At 69.8% G+C, this 17,046-nt stretch carries 12 protein-coding genes and 2 pseudogenes; 4 read left to right on the top strand and 10 right to left on the bottom strand.

All coding sequences use genetic code 11. The features are described 5' to 3' along the window. Window positions 1-452 precede the first annotated feature (452 nt). On the top strand, window positions 453-2,975 hold the full coding sequence (locus tag QF027_RS38560; RefSeq protein WP_307079957.1) for an ATP-dependent Clp protease ATP-binding subunit: 2,523 nt from the start codon (window positions 453-455) through the stop codon (window positions 2,973-2,975). Between the two features lie 32 nt (window positions 2,976-3,007). Here the strand turns inward: QF027_RS38560 and ggt are convergent, their stop codons facing one another. Beyond that, a complete protein-coding gene (ggt, locus tag QF027_RS38555) occupies window positions 3,008-4,804 on the bottom strand; it encodes a gamma-glutamyltransferase (protein ID WP_307079956.1) in 1,797 nt (598 codons plus the stop codon). A 144-nt stretch (window positions 4,805-4,948) separates the two neighbouring features. On the opposite strand from ggt, the gene QF027_RS38550 reads away from it, so the two are divergent. Together QF027_RS38550 and QF027_RS38545 are read left to right on the top strand one after the other, a co-directional pair. Further along, entirely contained in the window at window positions 4,949-5,707 is a 759-nt protein-coding gene (locus tag QF027_RS38550) for a hypothetical protein (protein WP_306974391.1), read from the top strand. Between the two features lie 116 nt (window positions 5,708-5,823). Continuing rightward, window positions 5,824-7,389 carry a CocE/NonD family hydrolase gene (locus QF027_RS38545; RefSeq protein ID WP_307079954.1) on the top strand — a complete coding sequence of 522 codons (1,566 nt, stop codon included), beginning with the start codon at window positions 5,824-5,826 and terminating at the stop codon, window positions 7,387-7,389. Window positions 7,390-7,559: 170 nt separating this feature from the next. Here the strand turns inward: QF027_RS38545 and QF027_RS38540 are convergent, their stop codons facing one another. The 6 genes and pseudogenes from QF027_RS38540 to QF027_RS38515 all read right to left on the bottom strand — a co-directional run bounded on the left by QF027_RS38540 (window position 7,560) and on the right by QF027_RS38515 (window position 13,272). Beyond that, window positions 7,560-8,306 (bottom strand): amino acid ABC transporter ATP-binding protein, encoded by a 747-nt coding sequence (locus tag QF027_RS38540; RefSeq protein ID WP_306974395.1) that lies wholly within the window; start codon window positions 8,304-8,306, stop codon window positions 7,560-7,562. A 126-nt stretch (window positions 8,307-8,432) separates the two neighbouring features. After that, window positions 8,433-8,840 carry a DUF6278 family protein gene (locus QF027_RS38535; RefSeq protein ID WP_306974396.1) on the bottom strand — a complete coding sequence of 136 codons (408 nt, stop codon included), beginning with the start codon at window positions 8,838-8,840 and terminating at the stop codon, window positions 8,433-8,435. A gap of 519 nt (window positions 8,841-9,359) precedes the next feature. Further along, entirely contained in the window at window positions 9,360-10,139 is a 780-nt protein-coding gene (locus tag QF027_RS38530; protein WP_306974399.1) for an exodeoxyribonuclease III, read from the bottom strand. A 30-nt stretch (window positions 10,140-10,169) separates the two neighbouring features. After that, the gene (locus QF027_RS38525) at window positions 10,170-10,805 is read right to left on the bottom strand and encodes an MBL fold metallo-hydrolase (protein WP_306974401.1); all 636 of its coding nucleotides are present in this window, start codon (window positions 10,803-10,805) and stop codon (window positions 10,170-10,172) included. Between the two features lie 32 nt (window positions 10,806-10,837). Next, complete coding sequence (gene pcaDC, locus QF027_RS38520) at window positions 10,838-12,142, bottom strand: bifunctional 3-oxoadipate enol-lactonase/4-carboxymuconolactone decarboxylase PcaDC (RefSeq protein ID WP_307079952.1); 1,305 nt, start codon at window positions 12,140-12,142, stop codon at window positions 10,838-10,840. Between the two features lie 32 nt (window positions 12,143-12,174). Continuing rightward, window positions 12,175-13,272: pseudogene (locus QF027_RS38515) on the bottom strand (IS110 family transposase). Window positions 13,273-13,649: 377 nt separating this feature from the next. On the opposite strand from QF027_RS38515, the pseudogene QF027_RS38510 reads away from it, so the two are divergent. Beyond that, a pseudogene (locus QF027_RS38510) lies at window positions 13,650-14,465 on the top strand (ribonuclease J); the annotation flags it as partial. A 427-nt stretch (window positions 14,466-14,892) separates the two neighbouring features. Here the strand turns inward: QF027_RS38510 and QF027_RS38505 are convergent. From QF027_RS38505 to QF027_RS38495, 3 genes are read right to left on the bottom strand one after another with little or no spacing between them, the layout of a single operon-like run. Next, complete coding sequence (locus QF027_RS38505) at window positions 14,893-15,912, bottom strand: aldo/keto reductase (RefSeq protein ID WP_307079948.1); 1,020 nt, start codon at window positions 15,910-15,912, stop codon at window positions 14,893-14,895. A gap of 27 nt (window positions 15,913-15,939) precedes the next feature. Beyond that, entirely contained in the window at window positions 15,940-16,836 is an 897-nt protein-coding gene (locus tag QF027_RS38500; protein WP_307079946.1) for a helix-turn-helix transcriptional regulator, read from the bottom strand. A gap of 2 nt (window positions 16,837-16,838) precedes the next feature. Further along, a complete protein-coding gene (locus QF027_RS38495; protein WP_307079944.1) occupies window positions 16,839-17,027 on the bottom strand; it encodes a hypothetical protein in 189 nt (62 codons plus the stop codon). Window positions 17,028-17,046 lie beyond the last annotated feature (19 nt).

Here is a 17,046-nt window from a genome sequence, read left to right as displayed (position 1 = left end):
CGGAGCGGCGGCTCACGTTCTCGCAGCGGCTGCCTCCGGAGACCCCGCCGGGCGAACTCGGCGGACGGGCGCCCGGCGTCGCACTCTCCGTGCGGAGCCGGAGCACGCCCGGCGACGGTGACGACGGCATCGATGTCGACGACGACCTGCTGCACGTCTCGGCACTGCCGGCGTCCGGCCGCCGCGAACCGGGGGAGCAGGGCCGGAGGCCTCGTGCAGCGCGTCGTGCCCGGCGAGCGGTACTGGCAGGACAAGCCACCCCGCCCGCCGCTCGGCCGCCGGCCGACCGCTGAAAGTGCCCCACTCCCCCATCCGTGCGAAGGTGTAACCGGCTGACACCCGGGTTACCCGGCCCCGGCACGTCGATCAGCGAGGGCATCCCCGGCCCTCTTCCAGTCCTCGAACGGGCTCGGCCCGGGGGGACCCCCACGGGGATGCCGGATGGGAACGCCATGACCAGCGGATTCAGCGGACCGGAAGGCTACGACGCCTTCGGAGAGTTTCTCGCCCGTTTCTTCGGCGGACCGCGTCCCGGCCCCCGGCAGATCAACATCGGCCAGCTGCTGAGCCAGCCGGCCCGGGAGCTGGTGCAGGGCGCCGCCCAGTACGCCGCAGAGCACGGCAGCCGGGATCTGGACACCCAGCACCTGCTGCGCGCCGCGCTCACCGCCGAGCCGACCCGGACCCTGCTGAGCCGGGCCGGCGCCGATCCCGACTCCCTCGCCTCGGAGATCGACGAACGCTCCGGCCCCGTGCAGCACCAGCCGGAAGAGGCCCCTCCACCCACCTCGCTGTCCCTCACCCCGGCGGCCAAGCGGGCCCTGCTGGACGCACACGACCTGGCCCGGGCCCGGGGCGCCGGTTACATCGGCCCGGAGCACGTGCTGAGCGCCCTGGCGGCGAATCCCGACTCGGCCGCCGGGCACATCCTGAACTCGGCCCGGTTCGCCTCCACCGGTCTGCCTCCCGAGACGGCCCCGGATTCCGGACAGCCCCGCGGCGAGGCACCACGCAGCACAGGCACGCCCACGCTCGACAAGTACGGCCGAGATCTCACCGACCTGGCCCGCCAGGGCCGTATCGACCCGGTGATCGGACGGGACGAGGAGATCGAGCAGACCATCGAGGTGCTGTCCCGGCGCGGCAAGAACAACCCGGTGCTGATCGGTGACGCGGGCGTCGGCAAGACCGCCATCGTGGAGGGCCTGGCCCAGCGCATCGTCGACGGGGACGTGCCCGACGTGCTGACCGGGCGCCGGGTCTTCGCCCTCGACCTGACCGGAGTGGTGGCCGGCACCCGCTACCGGGGCGACTTCGAGGAGCGCCTGACGAACATCGTGGGCGAGATCCGCGACAACTCCGACCGGCTGATCGTCTTCATCGACGAGCTACACACGGTCGTCGGCGCGGGCGGGGGCGGCGAGGGCGGCTCGCTGGACGCCGGAAACATCCTCAAGCCCGCCCTGGCCCGCGGCGAACTGCACATCGTGGGCGCGACCACGCTGGAGGAGTTCCGCAGGATCGAGAAGGACGCGGCCCTGGCCCGCCGCTTCCAGCCGATCCTGGTGCCGGAGCCCACCGCGGCGGACGCGATCGAGATCCTGCGCGGGCTGCGCGACCGCTACGAGGCCCACCACCAGGTCCGCTACACCGACGAGGCGCTGGTGGCCGCCGTGGAGCTGTCCGACCGCTATCTGCCCGACCGCCGCCTGCCGGACAAGGCGATCGACCTCATCGACCAGGCGGGGGCACGGGTGCGTCTTCGCGCACGGACCAAGGGCACGGACGTACGGGCCCTGGAGCGCGAGGTCGAGCAGCTGACCCGGGACAAGGACCAGGCGGTCGCCGACGAGCAGTACGAGCAGGCCACGCAACTGCGTGACCGCATCGTGGAGTTGAAGCAGCGGATCGGCGAGGCCACCGGGAACGACGAGGCCGACGAGGGCCAGCACCTGGAGGTCACCACGGAGGCCATCGCCCAGGTGGTGTCCCGGCTGACGGGCATCCCGGTCAGCAGCCTCACCGAGGAGGAGAAGGACCGGTTGCTCGGCCTGGAGAGGCACCTGCACGAGCGGGTGGTCGGCCAGGACGAGGCCGTACGGGTCGTCTCGGACGCCGTGCTGCGCTCCCGCGCGGGCCTCGCGAGCCCGGACCGCCCGATCGGCAGCTTCCTCTTCCTCGGCCCGACGGGCGTCGGCAAGACCGAACTGGCCCGCGCCCTCGCCGAGTCCCTGTTCAGCAGTGAGGAGCGCATGGTCCGGCTGGACATGAGCGAGTACCAGGAACGGCACACGGTCAGCCGTCTGGTGGGCGCCCCGCCCGGATACGTCGGCCACGAGGAGGCGGGCCAGCTCACCGAGGTGGTCCGCAGGCATCCCTATTCGCTGCTGCTCCTGGACGAGGTGGAGAAGGCCCACCCGGACGTGTTCAACATCCTCCTCCAGGTCCTGGACGACGGACGGCTGACCGACTCCCAGGGCCGCACCGTCGACTTCACCAACACCGTCATCGTGATGACGAGCAACCTGGGCTCGGAGGCGATCACCCGCAGGGGCGCGGGCATCGGCTTCGGGCCGGGCGGAGCGGACTCGGACGAGGAGGCCCGCCGAGAGCGGATCCTGCGCCCCCTGCGCGAGCACTTCCGCCCCGAGTTCCTGAACCGCATCGACGAGATCGTCGTCTTCCGGCAGCTGACGGGCGATCAACTACGCGAGATCACCAGGCTGTTGCTGGGGCGGACCCGCCGCCTGCTGCACGCCCAGGGGGTCACGGTCGACTTCACCGACAGCGCGGTGAACTGGCTCGCCGAACGGGGCTACCAGCCGGAGTACGGCGCCCGGCCGCTGCGCCGCACGATCCAGCGGGAGGTGGACAACCAACTGTCCCGCCTGCTCCTGGACGGCAGGATCGCGGACGGCGGCCGGGTGACGGTGGACACGGAGGCAGGCGGCTTGACGTTCACCGGAACTCCGTAGGTGCGCGAACAACACCGCGCACCCTCGGACACCTACGGCGCGGGGTGCACCACTTGCGCCGAGCCCCCACCCCGGCGGACGGTCTCAGCGGCCGCCAACCACTTCCCGCCCGGCAACCGCTGCACCCCTGTCGCCGCCCCGATCTCCGGGTTCAGCTTGAACGAGTGCCCGATGGCCTCCAACTGGGACCGCACCCCACTGTTGTACAGCGCCGGCTCCAGCTCGGTCTGCGCGGCATTCCGCTGACTCGCCCGAGGTGCGGCAATCGCGTCCACGAGCGGCAGTCCACGATCCACGAACTCGGTCAGCACCTGCAGCACGGTGGTGATGATGGTCGCCCCACCGGGCGAACCCAGCGCCACCACGGGCTTGTTGTGCCGGTCGAGCACGATCGTCGGCGAGATCGAGGACCGCGGCCGCTTGCCGGGGCCGGGCAGATTCGGGTCATGAACAGCCGGGTTGGCGGGAGCGAAGGAGAAGTCCGTCAGCTCGTTGTTGAGAATGAACCCACGCCCGGGCACGGTGATCGCGCTGCCACCGGTCTGCTCGATGGTCAGCGTGTAGGCGACGACGTTCCCCCACTTGTCGGCCACCGTCAGATGCGTGGTGTTCTCACCCTCGTACGTCGTCGGAGCCGCCGTACCCCCGTCCGAGCAGGCCGCGGGGTCGCGCGGGTCCCCTGGCGCCAGCGGGCTCGTGAGCACCGCGTCGTCCTTGATCAGACAGGCCCGCGAGTCGGCGAACCGCTGCGACAGCAGCCCCTTCGTCGGTACGTCCTCGAAGGCGGGGTCGCCGACCCAGCGCCCCCGGTCCGCGAAGGCGATCCGGCTGGCCTCGATGTAGTGGTGCAGGTACTGGACCTCACTGGCCTTCGACAGGTCGGTGTTCTCAAGGATGTTGAGGGCCTCACCGACCGTCGTGCCGCCGGAGGAGGAGGGCGCGATGGAGTAGACGCCGAGCCCCCGGTAGGAGGTGCTGGTCGGCTTCTGGAGCTTGGCCCGGTAGGCCGCGAGGTCCTTCTCGGACAGGTCCCCCGGCCGCGCGTTCCACCCCGAACCCGGATCCACCGGCGGGTGGTTCACGGTGTCGACGATGTCGTCACCGAGGTCGCCGTGGTAGACCGCGCCGACGCCCTTGCGGCCCAACTCCGCGTAGGTGCGGGCGAGATCGGGGTTCTTGAAGGTGGAGCCGACGACGGGCAGCTGCCCGCCCGGAAGGAACAGCTTCGCCGTGTCCGGGAAGTAGCGGAACCGCGTCTCGTTGGACGCGGTCTGCGAGCGGAAGGTGTCGTCGACGACGAAGCCCTGCCGGGCGATCCGCTCGGCGGGCTTCAGGACGTTGCCGAGCGATCTGCTGCCCCACTGGTCCAACGCCGTGGCCCAGGTGGCCGGCGTGCCCGGGGTGCCGACGCTCAGCCCGCTGCTGACGGCGTCGGCGAAGGCGAGCGGCTTGCCGTTCTCGACGAAGAGGTCGGAGTCGGCGGTCAGCGGTGCCGTCTCGCGGCCGTCGATCGTGTGGACCGTACGGGACTTGGCGTCGTAGTAGACGAAGTAGCCGCCCCCGCCGACGCCGGAGGAGTACGGCTCGGTGACGCCGAGCGCGGCGGCGGTGGCGACGGCCGCGTCGACCGCGTTGCCGCCGTTCCTCAGGACCTCGATGCCCGCGGCGGACGCGTCCGCGTCGACGCTGGAGACGGCGCCGCCGTAGCCGACGGCGACGGGTACTTTCTGGGGTGCCGAGGTGGCTTGCGGCGGCGCTGCCGCCCCCACCGACACCACGGCGGCCGAGACCGCCAGGACCGACAGTTTCCGTGCGACAGGGCGACGCATCCGTACCTCCAGGCCAGGACCGTCCGCGCAGCGTAACCACATCACCGGGGCCCCGACAGCCCTCTTCGGGTCAGGTGTCATGCGAATGCCACACTTCGAACACCGGTACGTACCAACGGTGTCGGCCCGCTACCATGCGCGCACATGACTGACGACGTGCGCAACATCGTCCTGGGCGTGGTGGCGGCCGGCATCAGTGCCGCGCTCGGCTGGCTCGCCCGGACGTATCTGTGGAAGCGGAAGCTCCGCCGCAAGCAGGCCTTCTTCGGGCTGCCGGACAACTCCGAGTCGCTCCTGGTCGTGAACCGCGGCGCGAGCGGCCCGGACCTCGCGGTGATGCGCTACGACGTGTTCGCCCTCCTGGAGCTCGCCGCGCTCATCAAGGACTGCAACGCACACGCCCAGGTCCTGCCGCACGACGCGGCACGGCAGGGCTTCGGCGAGCGCACCGAGTTCTGTGTGGGCGGCCCGGCTTCGAACCGCCGTATGGCCGCGCACCTTTCGTCCCTGCTGCCCGGCGTCCGCGTGAACGTGGACGCCGAACCGAGCCCGGACCGCGGCGCCTTCCACATCGGCACCGAGCGCTACCGGGCGGAGGTCGGCACGACCGAGTACGCGCTCCTCGCCCGGCTCACCGTCGACCAGAGCAACGGCGCCCGGCCCGTCTTCCTCTTCTGCGGCCAGACCGCGATCACCAACCAGGCCGCGACCCGCTATCTGGCCCGCAACCAGGAGCGGTTGACCCGCAAGTACGGCGACAGCACCTTCGTGCTGCTGCTGAAGGTGGTCAACTCCGGGGCCTACGGGCCGGACGTCGTGGAGCTGGTCGCGGACGTGACACGGGAGGCCAAGACCCCCCTTCCGGCGTCCGCTGCTCCACGCAACTCCCACCGCGCCTCCTGAATTGATTCACACCACAACAATCGTTACTCCCACGTAACTTACCGACGGGTTACCTCCGGTAAAGCGTCGAGGTTACCGTCTGGTCACTTTGCAGTGACACGAGTAGGGAGTGACCCGTGGGACACCCTCGCAAGGCCCTGCGTACGACCACCGTGGGCGCCGTCTCCGCGACCCTGATCGCCGGTAGCGCCCTCGGACTCGCCCCCACCGCCCAGGCGGCGGACCCCATCCGCTTCGTCGACATCGCCGGTGACGGCGGCACGGTCCTCAAGGCGAACGTCATCACGCCCGCCGGAGCCGACGGCACCCGGCGCTATCCGCTGCTCGTCCTGCCCACGAGCTGGGGCCTGCCGCAGGTCGAGTACCTCGCCCAGGCCCAGAAACTCGCCAACTCCGGCTACATCGTGGTCACTTACAACGTCCGCGGCTTCTGGCAGTCGGGCGGGGAGATTGAAGTGGCGGGCCCTCCCGACACCGCCGACGCGTCCAAGGTCATCGACTGGGCGCTCGCCAACACCCCCGCGGACGACCGGCACATCGGCATGGCGGGCGTCTCCTACGGCGCCGGCATCAGCCTGCTCACCGCCGCCAAGGACAAGCGCGTCAAGGCGGTCGCGGCCCTCAGCGGCTGGGCCGATCTGATCGACTCCATCTACTCCGGCCGCACCCAGCACGTCCAGGCCGGGGCCCTGCTGGACGGCGCGAGCCTGGTCACCGGCCGTCAGAGCGCCGAAATCCGGCAGATCTTCGACAACTTCTACGCGTCGAACCTGTCGAAGGAGCAGGAGATGATCGATTGGGGGAAGAAACGTTCGGCCGCCACATATGTGGACCAGCTGAACCAGAACGGCGCGGCGGTCATGATGGCCAACGCGTGGGGCGACACGGTCTTCCCGCCCAACCAGTACGCGGACTTCTACGAGAAGCTGACCGGCCCGAAGAGACTGGAGTTCCGTCCCGGCGATCACGCCACCGCCGAGCTGACCGGGCTGTTCGGCCTGCCCAACGACGTGTGGAGCGACACCGAGCGCTGGTTCGACCACTACCTCAAGGGCGCGGACAACGGGATCAACCACGAGGAGCCGGTCCGGCTCAAGTCCCGTTCCACAGGCGGCTACGAGGGCTACCCGGACTGGAAGTCGGTCGGCGCGACCCGCAAGAAGATCGCCCTCTCGGGCACGACCACGATCCACACCAACGTCGACTCGGGCGCCGACGGCGGGATCGTCTTCCTGTCCAGCATCCTCGACCAGATCGCCCAGGCTCCCCCGGTCGCCTCGATCCCCCTGCTCCCCCGCCGCTGGGCCGCCGTATGGCAGTCGGAGAAGTACACGACCGCCCAACAGGTGCGCGGCACCGCGACGTTGCACACCACGGTGACGCCTACGAAGGAGAGCGGCACCCTCGTCGCCTACCTCTACGACGTGGGGCCGCTCGGCCTCGGCAAGCTGGTCTCCCACGCGCCCTACACCTTCCACGGGCAGACGCCCGGGAAGCCGATCGGCGTCGACCTGGAGCTGTTCTCCACGGCCTACGACGTCCCGGCAGGGCACCGGCTGGCCCTGGTGGCCGACACGGTCGACCCGCTCTACATCGAGCACAACCCGTCCGGCGCCCAGCTGACCTTCTCCTCGCCGTCGAACGACCCGTCGTACGTGTCGATTCCGCTGCGCGAGCAGTGATCTCCGGCCGGCGCCGGGCGGGTATGGCTCTGTGACTGCCGCCCCCTGCGGTTCAAGGGCCGTGGGGGGACCCCCGACCCGGCAGCGGCGACCCTGGAGGCGCGGTCGCCGTCACCGTGGGGATGAGCGGACCATCGTAGTCGAGGTTCAAGGACATGGCCGCGCCCCTCTCAGTGTTTGAGGATCTTGGAGAGGAAGTCCCTGGCGCGCTCGCTGTCGGGGTTGGTGAAGAAGTCGTCGGGGGCTCGGTCCTCGACGATGCGGCCGTCGGCCATGAACACCACGCGGTTGGCAGCAGAGCGTGCGAAGCCCATCTCGTGGGTGACGACGACCATGGTCATGCCCTCCTGGGCCAGTTGGCGCATGACCTCCAGCACCTCGTTGATCATCTCCGGGTCGAGGGCCGAGGTGGGTTCGTCGAAGAGCAGGGCCTTGGGCTCCATGGCGAGGGCACGGGCAATGGCCACGCGCTGTTGCTGGCCGCCGGAGAGCTGGGCCGGGTACTTGTCGGCCTGGTCGGCGAGACCCACCCGGTCGAGGAGTTCGCGGGAGCGACGGTCGGCCTGCTCCTTCTTGCGCCCCCGGACCTTGACCTGGGCCAGCGAGACGTTCTGCAGGACCGTCTTGTGGGCGAACAGATTGAAGGACTGGAAAACCATGCCGACCTCGGCACGGAGCTTCGCGAGGGCCTTGCCCTCCTCGGGCAGCGGCTGCCCGTCGAGCGTGATGGAACCGGACTTGATGGTCTCCAGGCGGTTGATCGTCCTGCAGAGCGTGGACTTGCCCGACCCCGAAGGGCCGATGACCACGACCACCTCCCCCTTGCCGACGGTGAGGTTGATGTCCTGCAGGACATGCAGCTCCCCGTAGTACTTGTTGACGTCACGCAGTTCGATCAACGGATCGACGACGGCCATACCCAGCCCTACTCACTCTCAGCTGTGTCGTGGTTGCCGCAACTTATCGAGGCAAGATCGCGCTTAAGGAACGACACGCACTTTTCGGTCATAAGCCGTATTTACGCCGCACTTACGGCCATGGTTTCACTCCTCGGCGACCTCCGCGTAGAGCTGGGACAGCTCGGGCACCCCGCTCGCGGCCCACTCGTGTCCGGAGGCCACGACGTCGAACTCCCGGCCGGATTCCAGCCGGATCACGGGCTGGCCGTCCGAGCGCAGATCCCAGGCCGCCCCGGGGACGGTCCGCACGATGACCGTGCCCAGGTAGAGCCCGGCGTCGTTGCCGAGCCAGAGCAGGATCTCCTCGTCGTCGCGCCAGCCCGGCACCAGCTGATCGAGCGCCTCCAACGAGGCCGCCGTGTCGTCCAGTAGGACACCCGAACGGGACGCGTGGGAGCGCAGGAGCTCGCACTCGGAGAGGAGTTCGGCGATGCCCTCGGGGTCACGGGTCCCGGGCTTCTCACTCCAGCCGCCCAGAAAAGGGATCTTCATACGCCCAGCGTGTCACCCACCCGGCCGCATGCACCACAGGCGCGCGGGCCGCGGTTTCCCGTCCACTGCGCACCGAGTCCGCGCCGGGCGCTGTGACGTGCCGCCGATGTCGCCTTGACATCGCCATGCGTCTTTCGTCCCTCGCGAGCGGGAGGATCCGGCTGTGCGCCGACGCCGTCCGGAGTGGTGCGGTGGCTCTGGGCCGGGGGCGGGGGCGGTGGCGGGGCACAGGCCGGCGCTGCAGCGGTCGTATGTGAGTGTGGCCGGCGATCACACGGGGCGTCGGTACGTACGACCGTGGGGTTCGAGAGCGTCAACGACGTGCGGCGCGCGTCGGCGCAGGAAGTCGTCGAGGGGCTGCGGGGGCGAGGCCCGGTGCACGGCCGCCGTCGACACCGAGCGGGTCGCGGTCAAAACCTGGATCCGGGATTCCGGGGTGTTCGACGGCGTGCTGGACTTCGACCCGGGGCTGCGCCCTGACGCTGCTGTGAGCCCTGTCGTGGGGTCTGGTCGTGGGGTCTAGACGTCCAGGTCCACGACCACCGGCGCATGATCGGACGCGCCCTTGCCCTTGCGCTCCTCACGGTCGACGTACGCGTCGGTGACGGCCTTCGCGAAGGGCTCGTTGCCGTACACCAGGTCGATGCGCATGCCGCGGTTCTTGGGGAAGCAGAGCTGGCGGTAGTCCCAGTACGTGAACGGGTGGTCGTACTTGAGGGGCCGCGGGACGACGTCCGACAGGCCCGCCTCGCGCAGGGAGGCGAGGGCCGCGCGCTCGGCCGGGGTGACGTGGGTGAGGCCCTCGAAGGCGGCCACGTCGTATACGTCGTCGTCCGTCGGCGCCACGTTGTAGTCGCCCAGGACCGCGAAGGGGCGGCTGCCCGCAGCGTCACCGGCCACGGCGGCCCTGAGGGCCTCGAACCACTGGAGCTTGTAGGCGTAGTGCGGGTGGTCGACCTCGCGGCCGTTCGGCACGTAGACCGACCAGACGCGGACCGGGCCGCAGGTCGCGGAGATGGCGCGGGGCTCCGGGGCGCCGTCGTAGCCCGGGTCGCCCGCCAGGCCCTTGACGACGTCCTCCAGGCCCACTCGGGAGATCACCGCCACGCCGTTCCACCGGCCGGTCGCGTGCACCGCCGCCTCGTAACCCGCCTCGCGCAGCTGGTCGAACGGGAACTGCTCCTCGGCGATCTTGGCCTCCTGGAGGCACAGCACATCGGTGCCGGTGCTCTCCAGCCAGGCCAGCAGCCTCGGGAGACGGGCGGTGATCGAGTTGACGTTCCAGGTCGCGATGCGCATGCCCGACAACCTACCGGGCGGCACTGACACTCAGAGTGCCGTGCTCTCCCTCGGCTGCAGCCGCAGGTGCTCCGCGCCGCCGAGGGCGCCGATCTGGTTGTCGTAGATCGGGCGGGCGAGGTCGGTGAGAAGGGCGTCGTGGATGTCGTAGGCGCGCTGGGGCTTGACCTCACGGACGTAGTCGATGACCTCGGAGATCTTGCTCCAGGGGGCCATGACGGGAAGCATCAGCGTCTCGACGGCGTGGTCGGGGACGGTGAGGGCGTCGCCGGGGTGGAAGATCCGGCCGCCGTCGACGAGATAGCCGACGTTGGTGATGCGCGGGATGTCCGGGTGGATCACGGCGTGCAGTTCGCCGTGGACCTGGACGTCGAAACCGGCGGCGGTGAAGGTGTCACCGTGGCCGACGGTGTGCACGCGGCCCGGGAAAGCGGTCGAGATCTTCTCGGCGACCGACTTCAGCGTCCAGATCTCTGCGGCCGGGTTGGCGTCCAGGGCCGTCCGCAGCCGCTCCTCGCTGAAGTGGTCGGGGTGTTCGTGCGTGACGAGGATCGCGTCCGCGCCGAGGGCGGCGTCCTCCTCGCTGAAGGCGCCGGGGTCGAGGACGAGCGTCTGTCCGTCCTTCTCCAGACGGACACAGGAGTGCGACATCTTCGTGAGCTTCATGGGTCCATCCTGCCCCTCGGCGAGGCGCCGCCTCACTCGGCGGGGGTGGTCTCCTCGCGGATCACCTGCTGGGCCACCTTGAAGGCGCTGTTGGCCGCCGGGACACCGCAGTACACGGCCGCCTGGAGGAGCACCTCCTTGATCTCTGACGGAGTGAGGCCGTTGCGCAGGGCGGCCCGGGTGTGGAAGGCGAGCTCGTCCAGATGTCCGCCCGCGACGAGGGCGGTGAGGGTGACGCAGCTGCGCGAGCGGCGGTCGAGGCCGGGCCGGTCCCAGATCTCGCCCCAGGCGTAGCGGGTGATGAACTCCTGGAAGTCGCCGGAGAACTCGTCGGCCTGCGCGAGGGCCCGGTCGACGTGCGCGTCGCCGAGCACCTCACGGCGCACCTTGATGCCGGCGTCGTACGGGTCGGGGCGAGTCCCTGACTGGGGGGCGGGGGCGGGGGCGGCCGGGGCGATCTCGGCGATCGGCACCGGTTGCGGCGGCGCGGCCGTCAGGACCGGCTGGAGCGGGGTCGCGGGGATCGCCGTCTGGCCCGTGGCCGAGTCGAAGGCGGGCTGCCAGGCGGTGGAGAAGTGTCTGACCAGCAGGTCGGTGACGGCCGCGGGCTGCTCGACCGGTACCAGGTGGGAGGCGCCGGGCACGACGGCGAGCCGGGCGTCCGGAATGCCCGCGACCAGGGTGCGGGCCTCGGCGGGGCCGGTGACCTGGTCGTCGGAGCCGACGAGGACGAGGGTCGGCACGCCGACCCTCGCGAGGTCGGCCCGTACGTCGAACGCGGCGAGCGCCTCGCAGGCCGCGATGTAGCAGCCCGGGTCGGTGGTGCGCACCATCTGCACGGCCCACTCGGTGATCGCGGGCTGGGCGGCGGCGAACCCGGAGGTGAACCAGCGCTCGGGCGATGTGCGGGCAATGGGATCGAGCCCGTTCGTCCGTACGATCACCCCGCGCTGGCGGAACTCGTCGGCCGTGCCGAAGCGGGGTGAGGCGGCGATCAGCGCGAGCGAGGCGAGCCGCTCCGGGTGGCGCAACGCCAGCTCGATGCCGACCGCGCCGCCCAGCGCGCAGCCCGCGTAGCCGAAGCGCTGCACGCCGAACTGGTCGAGCGTGGCGAGCAGCCGGTCGGTGAGATCGCGGACGGAGCCCGCCGGGTAGGCGGGCGCGCCGCCGTGCCCCGGCAGGTCGAACCGGAAGATGCGCCACTGCTTGACCAGCTCCGGGACCTGGCGGTCCCACATGTGCCATGTGGTACCCAGTGAGGGACCCAAGATCAGGACGGGAGCCTCTTCTGGCCCGTCAAAGCGGTATTGCAGGGTGTTCGACGGTGTCTCACTCACGCCCCAGACCCTCTCACGTCTCACAGACGCCCCTATAACGCGGGGGTGCTGGACACCTGTCTGACCAGGTTGAAGACCTCGCGGGCTGCGTATCGCTTGAGGCATCGGATGATCTCACGCCGGGTCTTGCCCTCCTGGGTGCGGCGTTAGTAGTACGCCTGGGTGCGGGGGTCGTGACGTAGCCGGGTGAACACGATGCGATGCAGGGCGGCGTTGGCCTGGCGGTCGCCGCCGTAGTTGAGCCGGCGTGTGCTCCGACGACCGGAGGAGTACTCGATGGGGCTGACTCCGCAAAGGGCAGCAAAGGACGCCTCGGTGTTCAGACGCTCAGGGTTATCCCCCATGGTGATCAAGAGAGTGACTGCGCTGTCCGGGCCGATGCCCACCGGTGCGAGTAACTGTGGGGCGTGGCGTTCGACGAGCCGGGTCAAACGTTGATTCAGCTCGTCGATCTGAGCGGTGAGCTGTTCGATACGCTCCGCGAGCATGCGCAACGTCATGTGGGTGGCCTGGGCCACCGCGTCCTCATCTCCCCCACCATCGAGCGGGGCGAGGCGCGCGCAGGTGCGGAACAGCTCGGCATTGCCCAGGCTGGACAGCTCCTCCCGCAGGGCGGGATCAGCGATGACCAGGACAGCCTTAAGCTGGTTGATCGCCTGAGTTCGAGCCTTGACCGCGGAGTCCTTGGCCAGCTTGAACAACCGGGCACTGTGCACCGGACCGTCGCCGGACTTGGCTTGGGCCTGGGCGCGACCGCTGAGCACGGCCCGCGCGGCGGCCTGCGCGTCCAGCGGGTCGGACTTCCCCAGCAGCCGACGGGCCGTACGGTCGGGCCGGTTCACTTCGAACACCTGGATCTGCTGAGCCAGCAGGTAGCGAGACAAGCCTGCGCCGAAGGTGCCGGTGCCCTCCACCCCGGCCCGGCGCACCGTCCCCCGCTTGCGGGCCCAGACGAGCAGCTGGCGGTAGCCGGCCGCCGTGGCCGGAAAGGACTCGGTGCCCAAGATCTTCCCCAGCGAGGAGATCACGGCGGCGACGTGCACCTCACCGTGCGTGTCCACGCCCAGGATGACCTCGCGCCGAACGGGAGGATCCGTGCTCGAGGAGGTGCTGCGCTGTCGGGTCGTCATAATGGTTCGCCTCCCACGTGGTGACGTGCTGGCTGGGGTGAATGGCACCGGCCTGCTCGGGCGGTCTGAACTGTGATGGCGCCTGATCGTCGGCAAGGCCCCTATTGGGACACGCCCTGTGGCTCGGTACCAGCAGGCGCCATCCCGAACTGACAGTCGACAAGCCCGTGACTGGACACTTCGGTCATAGATCTCATGAGTCAGACCCCCGTCCGGGACGGCACTGCGCAACCGTCCCATCGATCCCGGCACAACGGCATGACTCGATCACTGCCGGATGGCTTCGAACGAAGCGGCGCTCAACCTGGCCTGGACGGGCTGACAATGAGTTGACTTTTCGTTCACTCGTGACCGGCATTGACGGACAGCCGGACAGCCGTGTGGTCGCCTTCGTCGGCCGGTCGATGGTCCGCAACATGGGCATCGCCCGTGACCTCGGCTACCTGAAGGTCCCGTCCGGTCTGATCGTGAGCACCAAGGAGCTGGAGAAGCTCCCGGACCACAAGATCGCTCTGGTGTGCACCGGCTCCCAGGGCGAACCGATGGCCGCGCTGTCACGGATGGCCAACCCCGACCAGGTCATCCGCATCGGCAAGGGCGACACCGTTCTGCTCGCCAGCTCCCTCATCCCCGGCAACGAGAACGCCATCTACCGGGTCATCAACGGACTCGCCCGGTGGGGCGCCCACGTCGTCCACAAGGGCAACGCCATGGTGCACGTCTCCGGTCTCGCCAGCGCCAGCGAACTCGTCTACTGCTACAACATCGTCAAACCCCGCAACGTCATGCCCGTGCACGGCGAATGGCGCCATCTGCGGGCCAACGGCGACCTCGCCATCCGTACCGGTGTCGACCCCGACCGGGTCATGATCGCCGAGGACGGTGTCGTCGTCGACCTCGTCGACGGGCGTGCGTCGATCACCGGCAAGGTCCCCGTCGGCAACGTCTATGTGGACGGCATGGAAGTCGGCGGCGCTACCGAAGCCTCCCTCAAGGACCGCCTCACCCTCGCGGAGGAAGGGGTCGTCACGGTGGTGGCGATCGTCGACGCGGACACCGGCGCCCTCGCCGAGGCCCCCGACTTCCTGGCCCGCGGCTTCGTCCACGACGACACCACCTTCGAGCCGGTCATCCGGGCGTTCCGCACCCACCGCCGCAAGCCCCTCATCATCCCCGTCATCATCGACGCCTGAGCCACAGCCCGGCAGCACGGCCCCCGGGTTCCGGTCACGGTCTCGCCAGCATCGCGGCCGGGCACGGGAGTCACCAGCCACCCTAGGAAGCCGAGGCGGCAAGACAGTCCACATGATGAGTCATCGGAAACACGTCACCCCAGGAGGGTTCGATAAACTCGCAGGTCAGAGCGCATTTTTTGACTCTCTCGGGAGCGATCGGACGCCCAGAGCGTCAGATGAGCGTCACGCCGGGCAGCGGTCACGCCGCATGCCGACCTACTGCGCGGCGCGGCCCCTGCCCGCCGCGCGTGCAGGGGCGGGGAGACAAGGCTCGGTCACGAGAGTGGGCGGTCGAGCGGGGCACAGCCCCAGGGCCGATCACTCCGCCGGTATGCCGTCACGGTGACCCGACTCGATCGACCATGACCGGCCGAGCCGGGTCACGTCAGCGCCGCCGCTGGTCAGCCCGCAGCTCGAAGTCTCCGTAGCTGTTGTCGACGGGGTTGACCGTGACTCCGGGGGCGACGATCTCGTCGATGGCGTCGAGCACGTCGGAAGACAGTGTGACGTCGGCGGCGGGCAGGAACGCCTCCAGCTGCTCCATGGTGCGCGGGCCGATGATCGCCGAGGTGACGCCGGGGTGGTTGATGACGAAGGCGACGGCCAGCTCGATCAGGGTGAGACCGGCCTTCTCCGCCAGGACGGCGAGCTGTTCGACGGCGTCGAGTTTGCGCTGGTTGGCGGGGGTGCTCATGTCGAACCGGGCCTGGGGGCGCGCCGCGGAGGCTGGGCCCTCGGAGGCGTTCTTGCGGTAGCGGCCGGAGAGCCACCCGCCGGAGAGCGGACTGTAGGTGAGCGTGCCCATGCCGTGACGGCGCACGGTGGGGAGCACGTCCTCCTCGATACCCCGGACCAGGATCGAGTACGGCGGCTGCTCGGTCACGAACCGCTCCAGGCGCCACTCCCGCGAGGTCCACTGGGCCTCGACGATCTGGGAGCCGGAGTAGGACGAGGAGCCGATGTAGCGGATCTTGCCCTGATGCACCAAGTCGGAGAGGGCGCCGAGGGTCTCTGCCACGTCCGTGTCCTGGCTGGGTCGGTGTACCTGGTAGAGGTCGATGTGGTCGGTGCCGAGCCGCCGCAGGGAGTTCTCGACCTCGCGGATGATCCAGCGCCGTGAGCCGCCTCGCTGGTTGGGGTCGTCCTGGTCCATCGGCATGAAGAACTTGGTCGCCAGGAAGACGTCCTCGCGTCGGTCCTTGAGCGCCTTGCCGACGATCTCTTCGGAGACGCCGGCGGAGTACACGTCAGCGGTGTCGACGAAGTTGATACCCGCGTCGAGGGCGCGGTGGATGATCCGGATCGAGTCGGCTTCGTCCTCGTTGCCCCAGGGGCCGAACATCATCGCGCCCAGGCAGAGCGGGCTGACCTGGACGCCTGTGCGGCCGAGCGGTCGGTACTGCATGAAGTGGTTCTCCTCGATCGAGGGTGGTCAGTCGTTCCGGGAGGGCACGACGGTGCCGGTGCCCGCCCAGCTGGCGAGGAGGCCGAGAGCCTCCTGCTCCCGGGAGTCCGGTTCGGGTGTGTAGAAGTTGAGGCGGAGTCCAGGGTCGGACGGCAGGTCCATCGCCTCCCAGGGCAGGGCGAGATCGCCGACCAGCGGATGGTGCAGGTTCTTCACGCCCGAGCGGTGGAACTTCACGTCGTGGCGGGCCCAGCGGCGTGCGAAGTCGTCGCTCCTGGTGGTCAGCTCCCCGACCAGGTCGGTCAGCGCCCTGTCGTGCGGTGCGCGGCCGGTCTCGGTGCGCAGGAAGGCGACCGCGTCGTCGGCCCCCTTGTCCCAGTCGGCCCAGAATTCCCTGCTCGCGGGGTCCAGGAACATGAAGCGGGCGCTGTTGACCGGCCCGCGTTGCGCGAACAGCGGTGAGTCGTAGACCGGCGCGTACAGTGCCCGCCCCAGGGTGTTGGCGGCCAGGATGTCGAAGCGGGCGTTGCGTACGTAGGCCGGCACCTCGGCCATGGAGTCGAGCAGGCGCAGGATCGTCGGCCGTACCCGGGAGGCGGTCGCCGTGGGGCGTCGGCCCGACGGTGCCGCCGCCCGGGCCAGGTCGTAGAGGTGGGTGCGCTCGGCCTCGTCGAGTTGCAGTGCGTGCGCGAGGGCTTCGAGCACCGAGTCCGAGGCACCGCTGAGGTTCCCGCGCTCGAGCCGGACGTAGTAGTCCACACTCATTCCGGCGAGCAGGGCGACCTCCTCGCGACGCAGCCCCGCCACGCGTCGCTGTCCGCCGTAGACCGGGAGCCCGGCCTGCTGCGGGGTGAGCCGCGCCCGTCGGGTGCTCAGGAACTCGCGCACTTCGGCGGCGAGGTCCTTCTTGGTGCTGTCGGCCATGCTCAGATCCTGGTGTTGTCGTCGGCCGCGCCTACGGCGGACAGCGGCGGGCGCGGATCGGTGTGGAGCGTGCTCGCCCCGAGCCGGGCCCGTGCGCCGTCGCGAAGGACGTCGCCGAAGCGGGAGGGCGGCGCGGGACAGACGGTGCGGCTCAGCCGACGGGCTGGTGTGGATGCCGGGGCCGGGGGCACTGCGACCTCCTTTTGATCG

The organism is Streptomyces canus (assembly GCF_030816965.1).
Classification (GTDB): domain Bacteria; phylum Actinomycetota; class Actinomycetes; order Streptomycetales; family Streptomycetaceae; genus Streptomyces; species Streptomyces canus_E.
Note: the sequence above shows the minus strand (reverse complement) of the source record. Positions and strands in the feature narration are given on the sequence as shown.

Bases quoted from the DNA above. Each gene is read 5' to 3' on its own strand.
- QF027_RS38560 (WP_307079957.1), top strand. From the start codon at position 453: ATGACCAGCGGATTCAGCGGACCGGAAGGCTACGACGCCTTCGGAGAG.
- ggt (WP_307079956.1), bottom strand. From the start codon at position 4,804: ATGCGTCGCCCTGTCGCACGGAAACTGTCGGTCCTGGCGGTCTCGGCC.
- QF027_RS38550 (WP_306974391.1), top strand. From the start codon at position 4,949: ATGACTGACGACGTGCGCAACATCGTCCTGGGCGTGGTGGCGGCCGGC.
- QF027_RS38540 (WP_306974395.1), bottom strand. From the start codon at position 8,306: ATGGCCGTCGTCGATCCGTTGATCGAACTGCGTGACGTCAACAAGTAC.
- QF027_RS38535 (WP_306974396.1), bottom strand. From the start codon at position 8,840: ATGAAGATCCCTTTTCTGGGCGGCTGGAGTGAGAAGCCCGGGACCCGT.
- QF027_RS38530 (WP_306974399.1), bottom strand. From the start codon at position 10,139: ATGCGCATCGCGACCTGGAACGTCAACTCGATCACCGCCCGTCTCCCG.
- QF027_RS38525 (WP_306974401.1), bottom strand. From the start codon at position 10,805: ATGAAGCTCACGAAGATGTCGCACTCCTGTGTCCGTCTGGAGAAGGAC.
- QF027_RS38505 (WP_307079948.1), bottom strand. From the start codon at position 15,912: ATGCAGTACCGACCGCTCGGCCGCACAGGCGTCCAGGTCAGCCCGCTC.
- QF027_RS38500 (WP_307079946.1), bottom strand. From the start codon at position 16,836: ATGGCCGACAGCACCAAGAAGGACCTCGCCGCCGAAGTGCGCGAGTTC.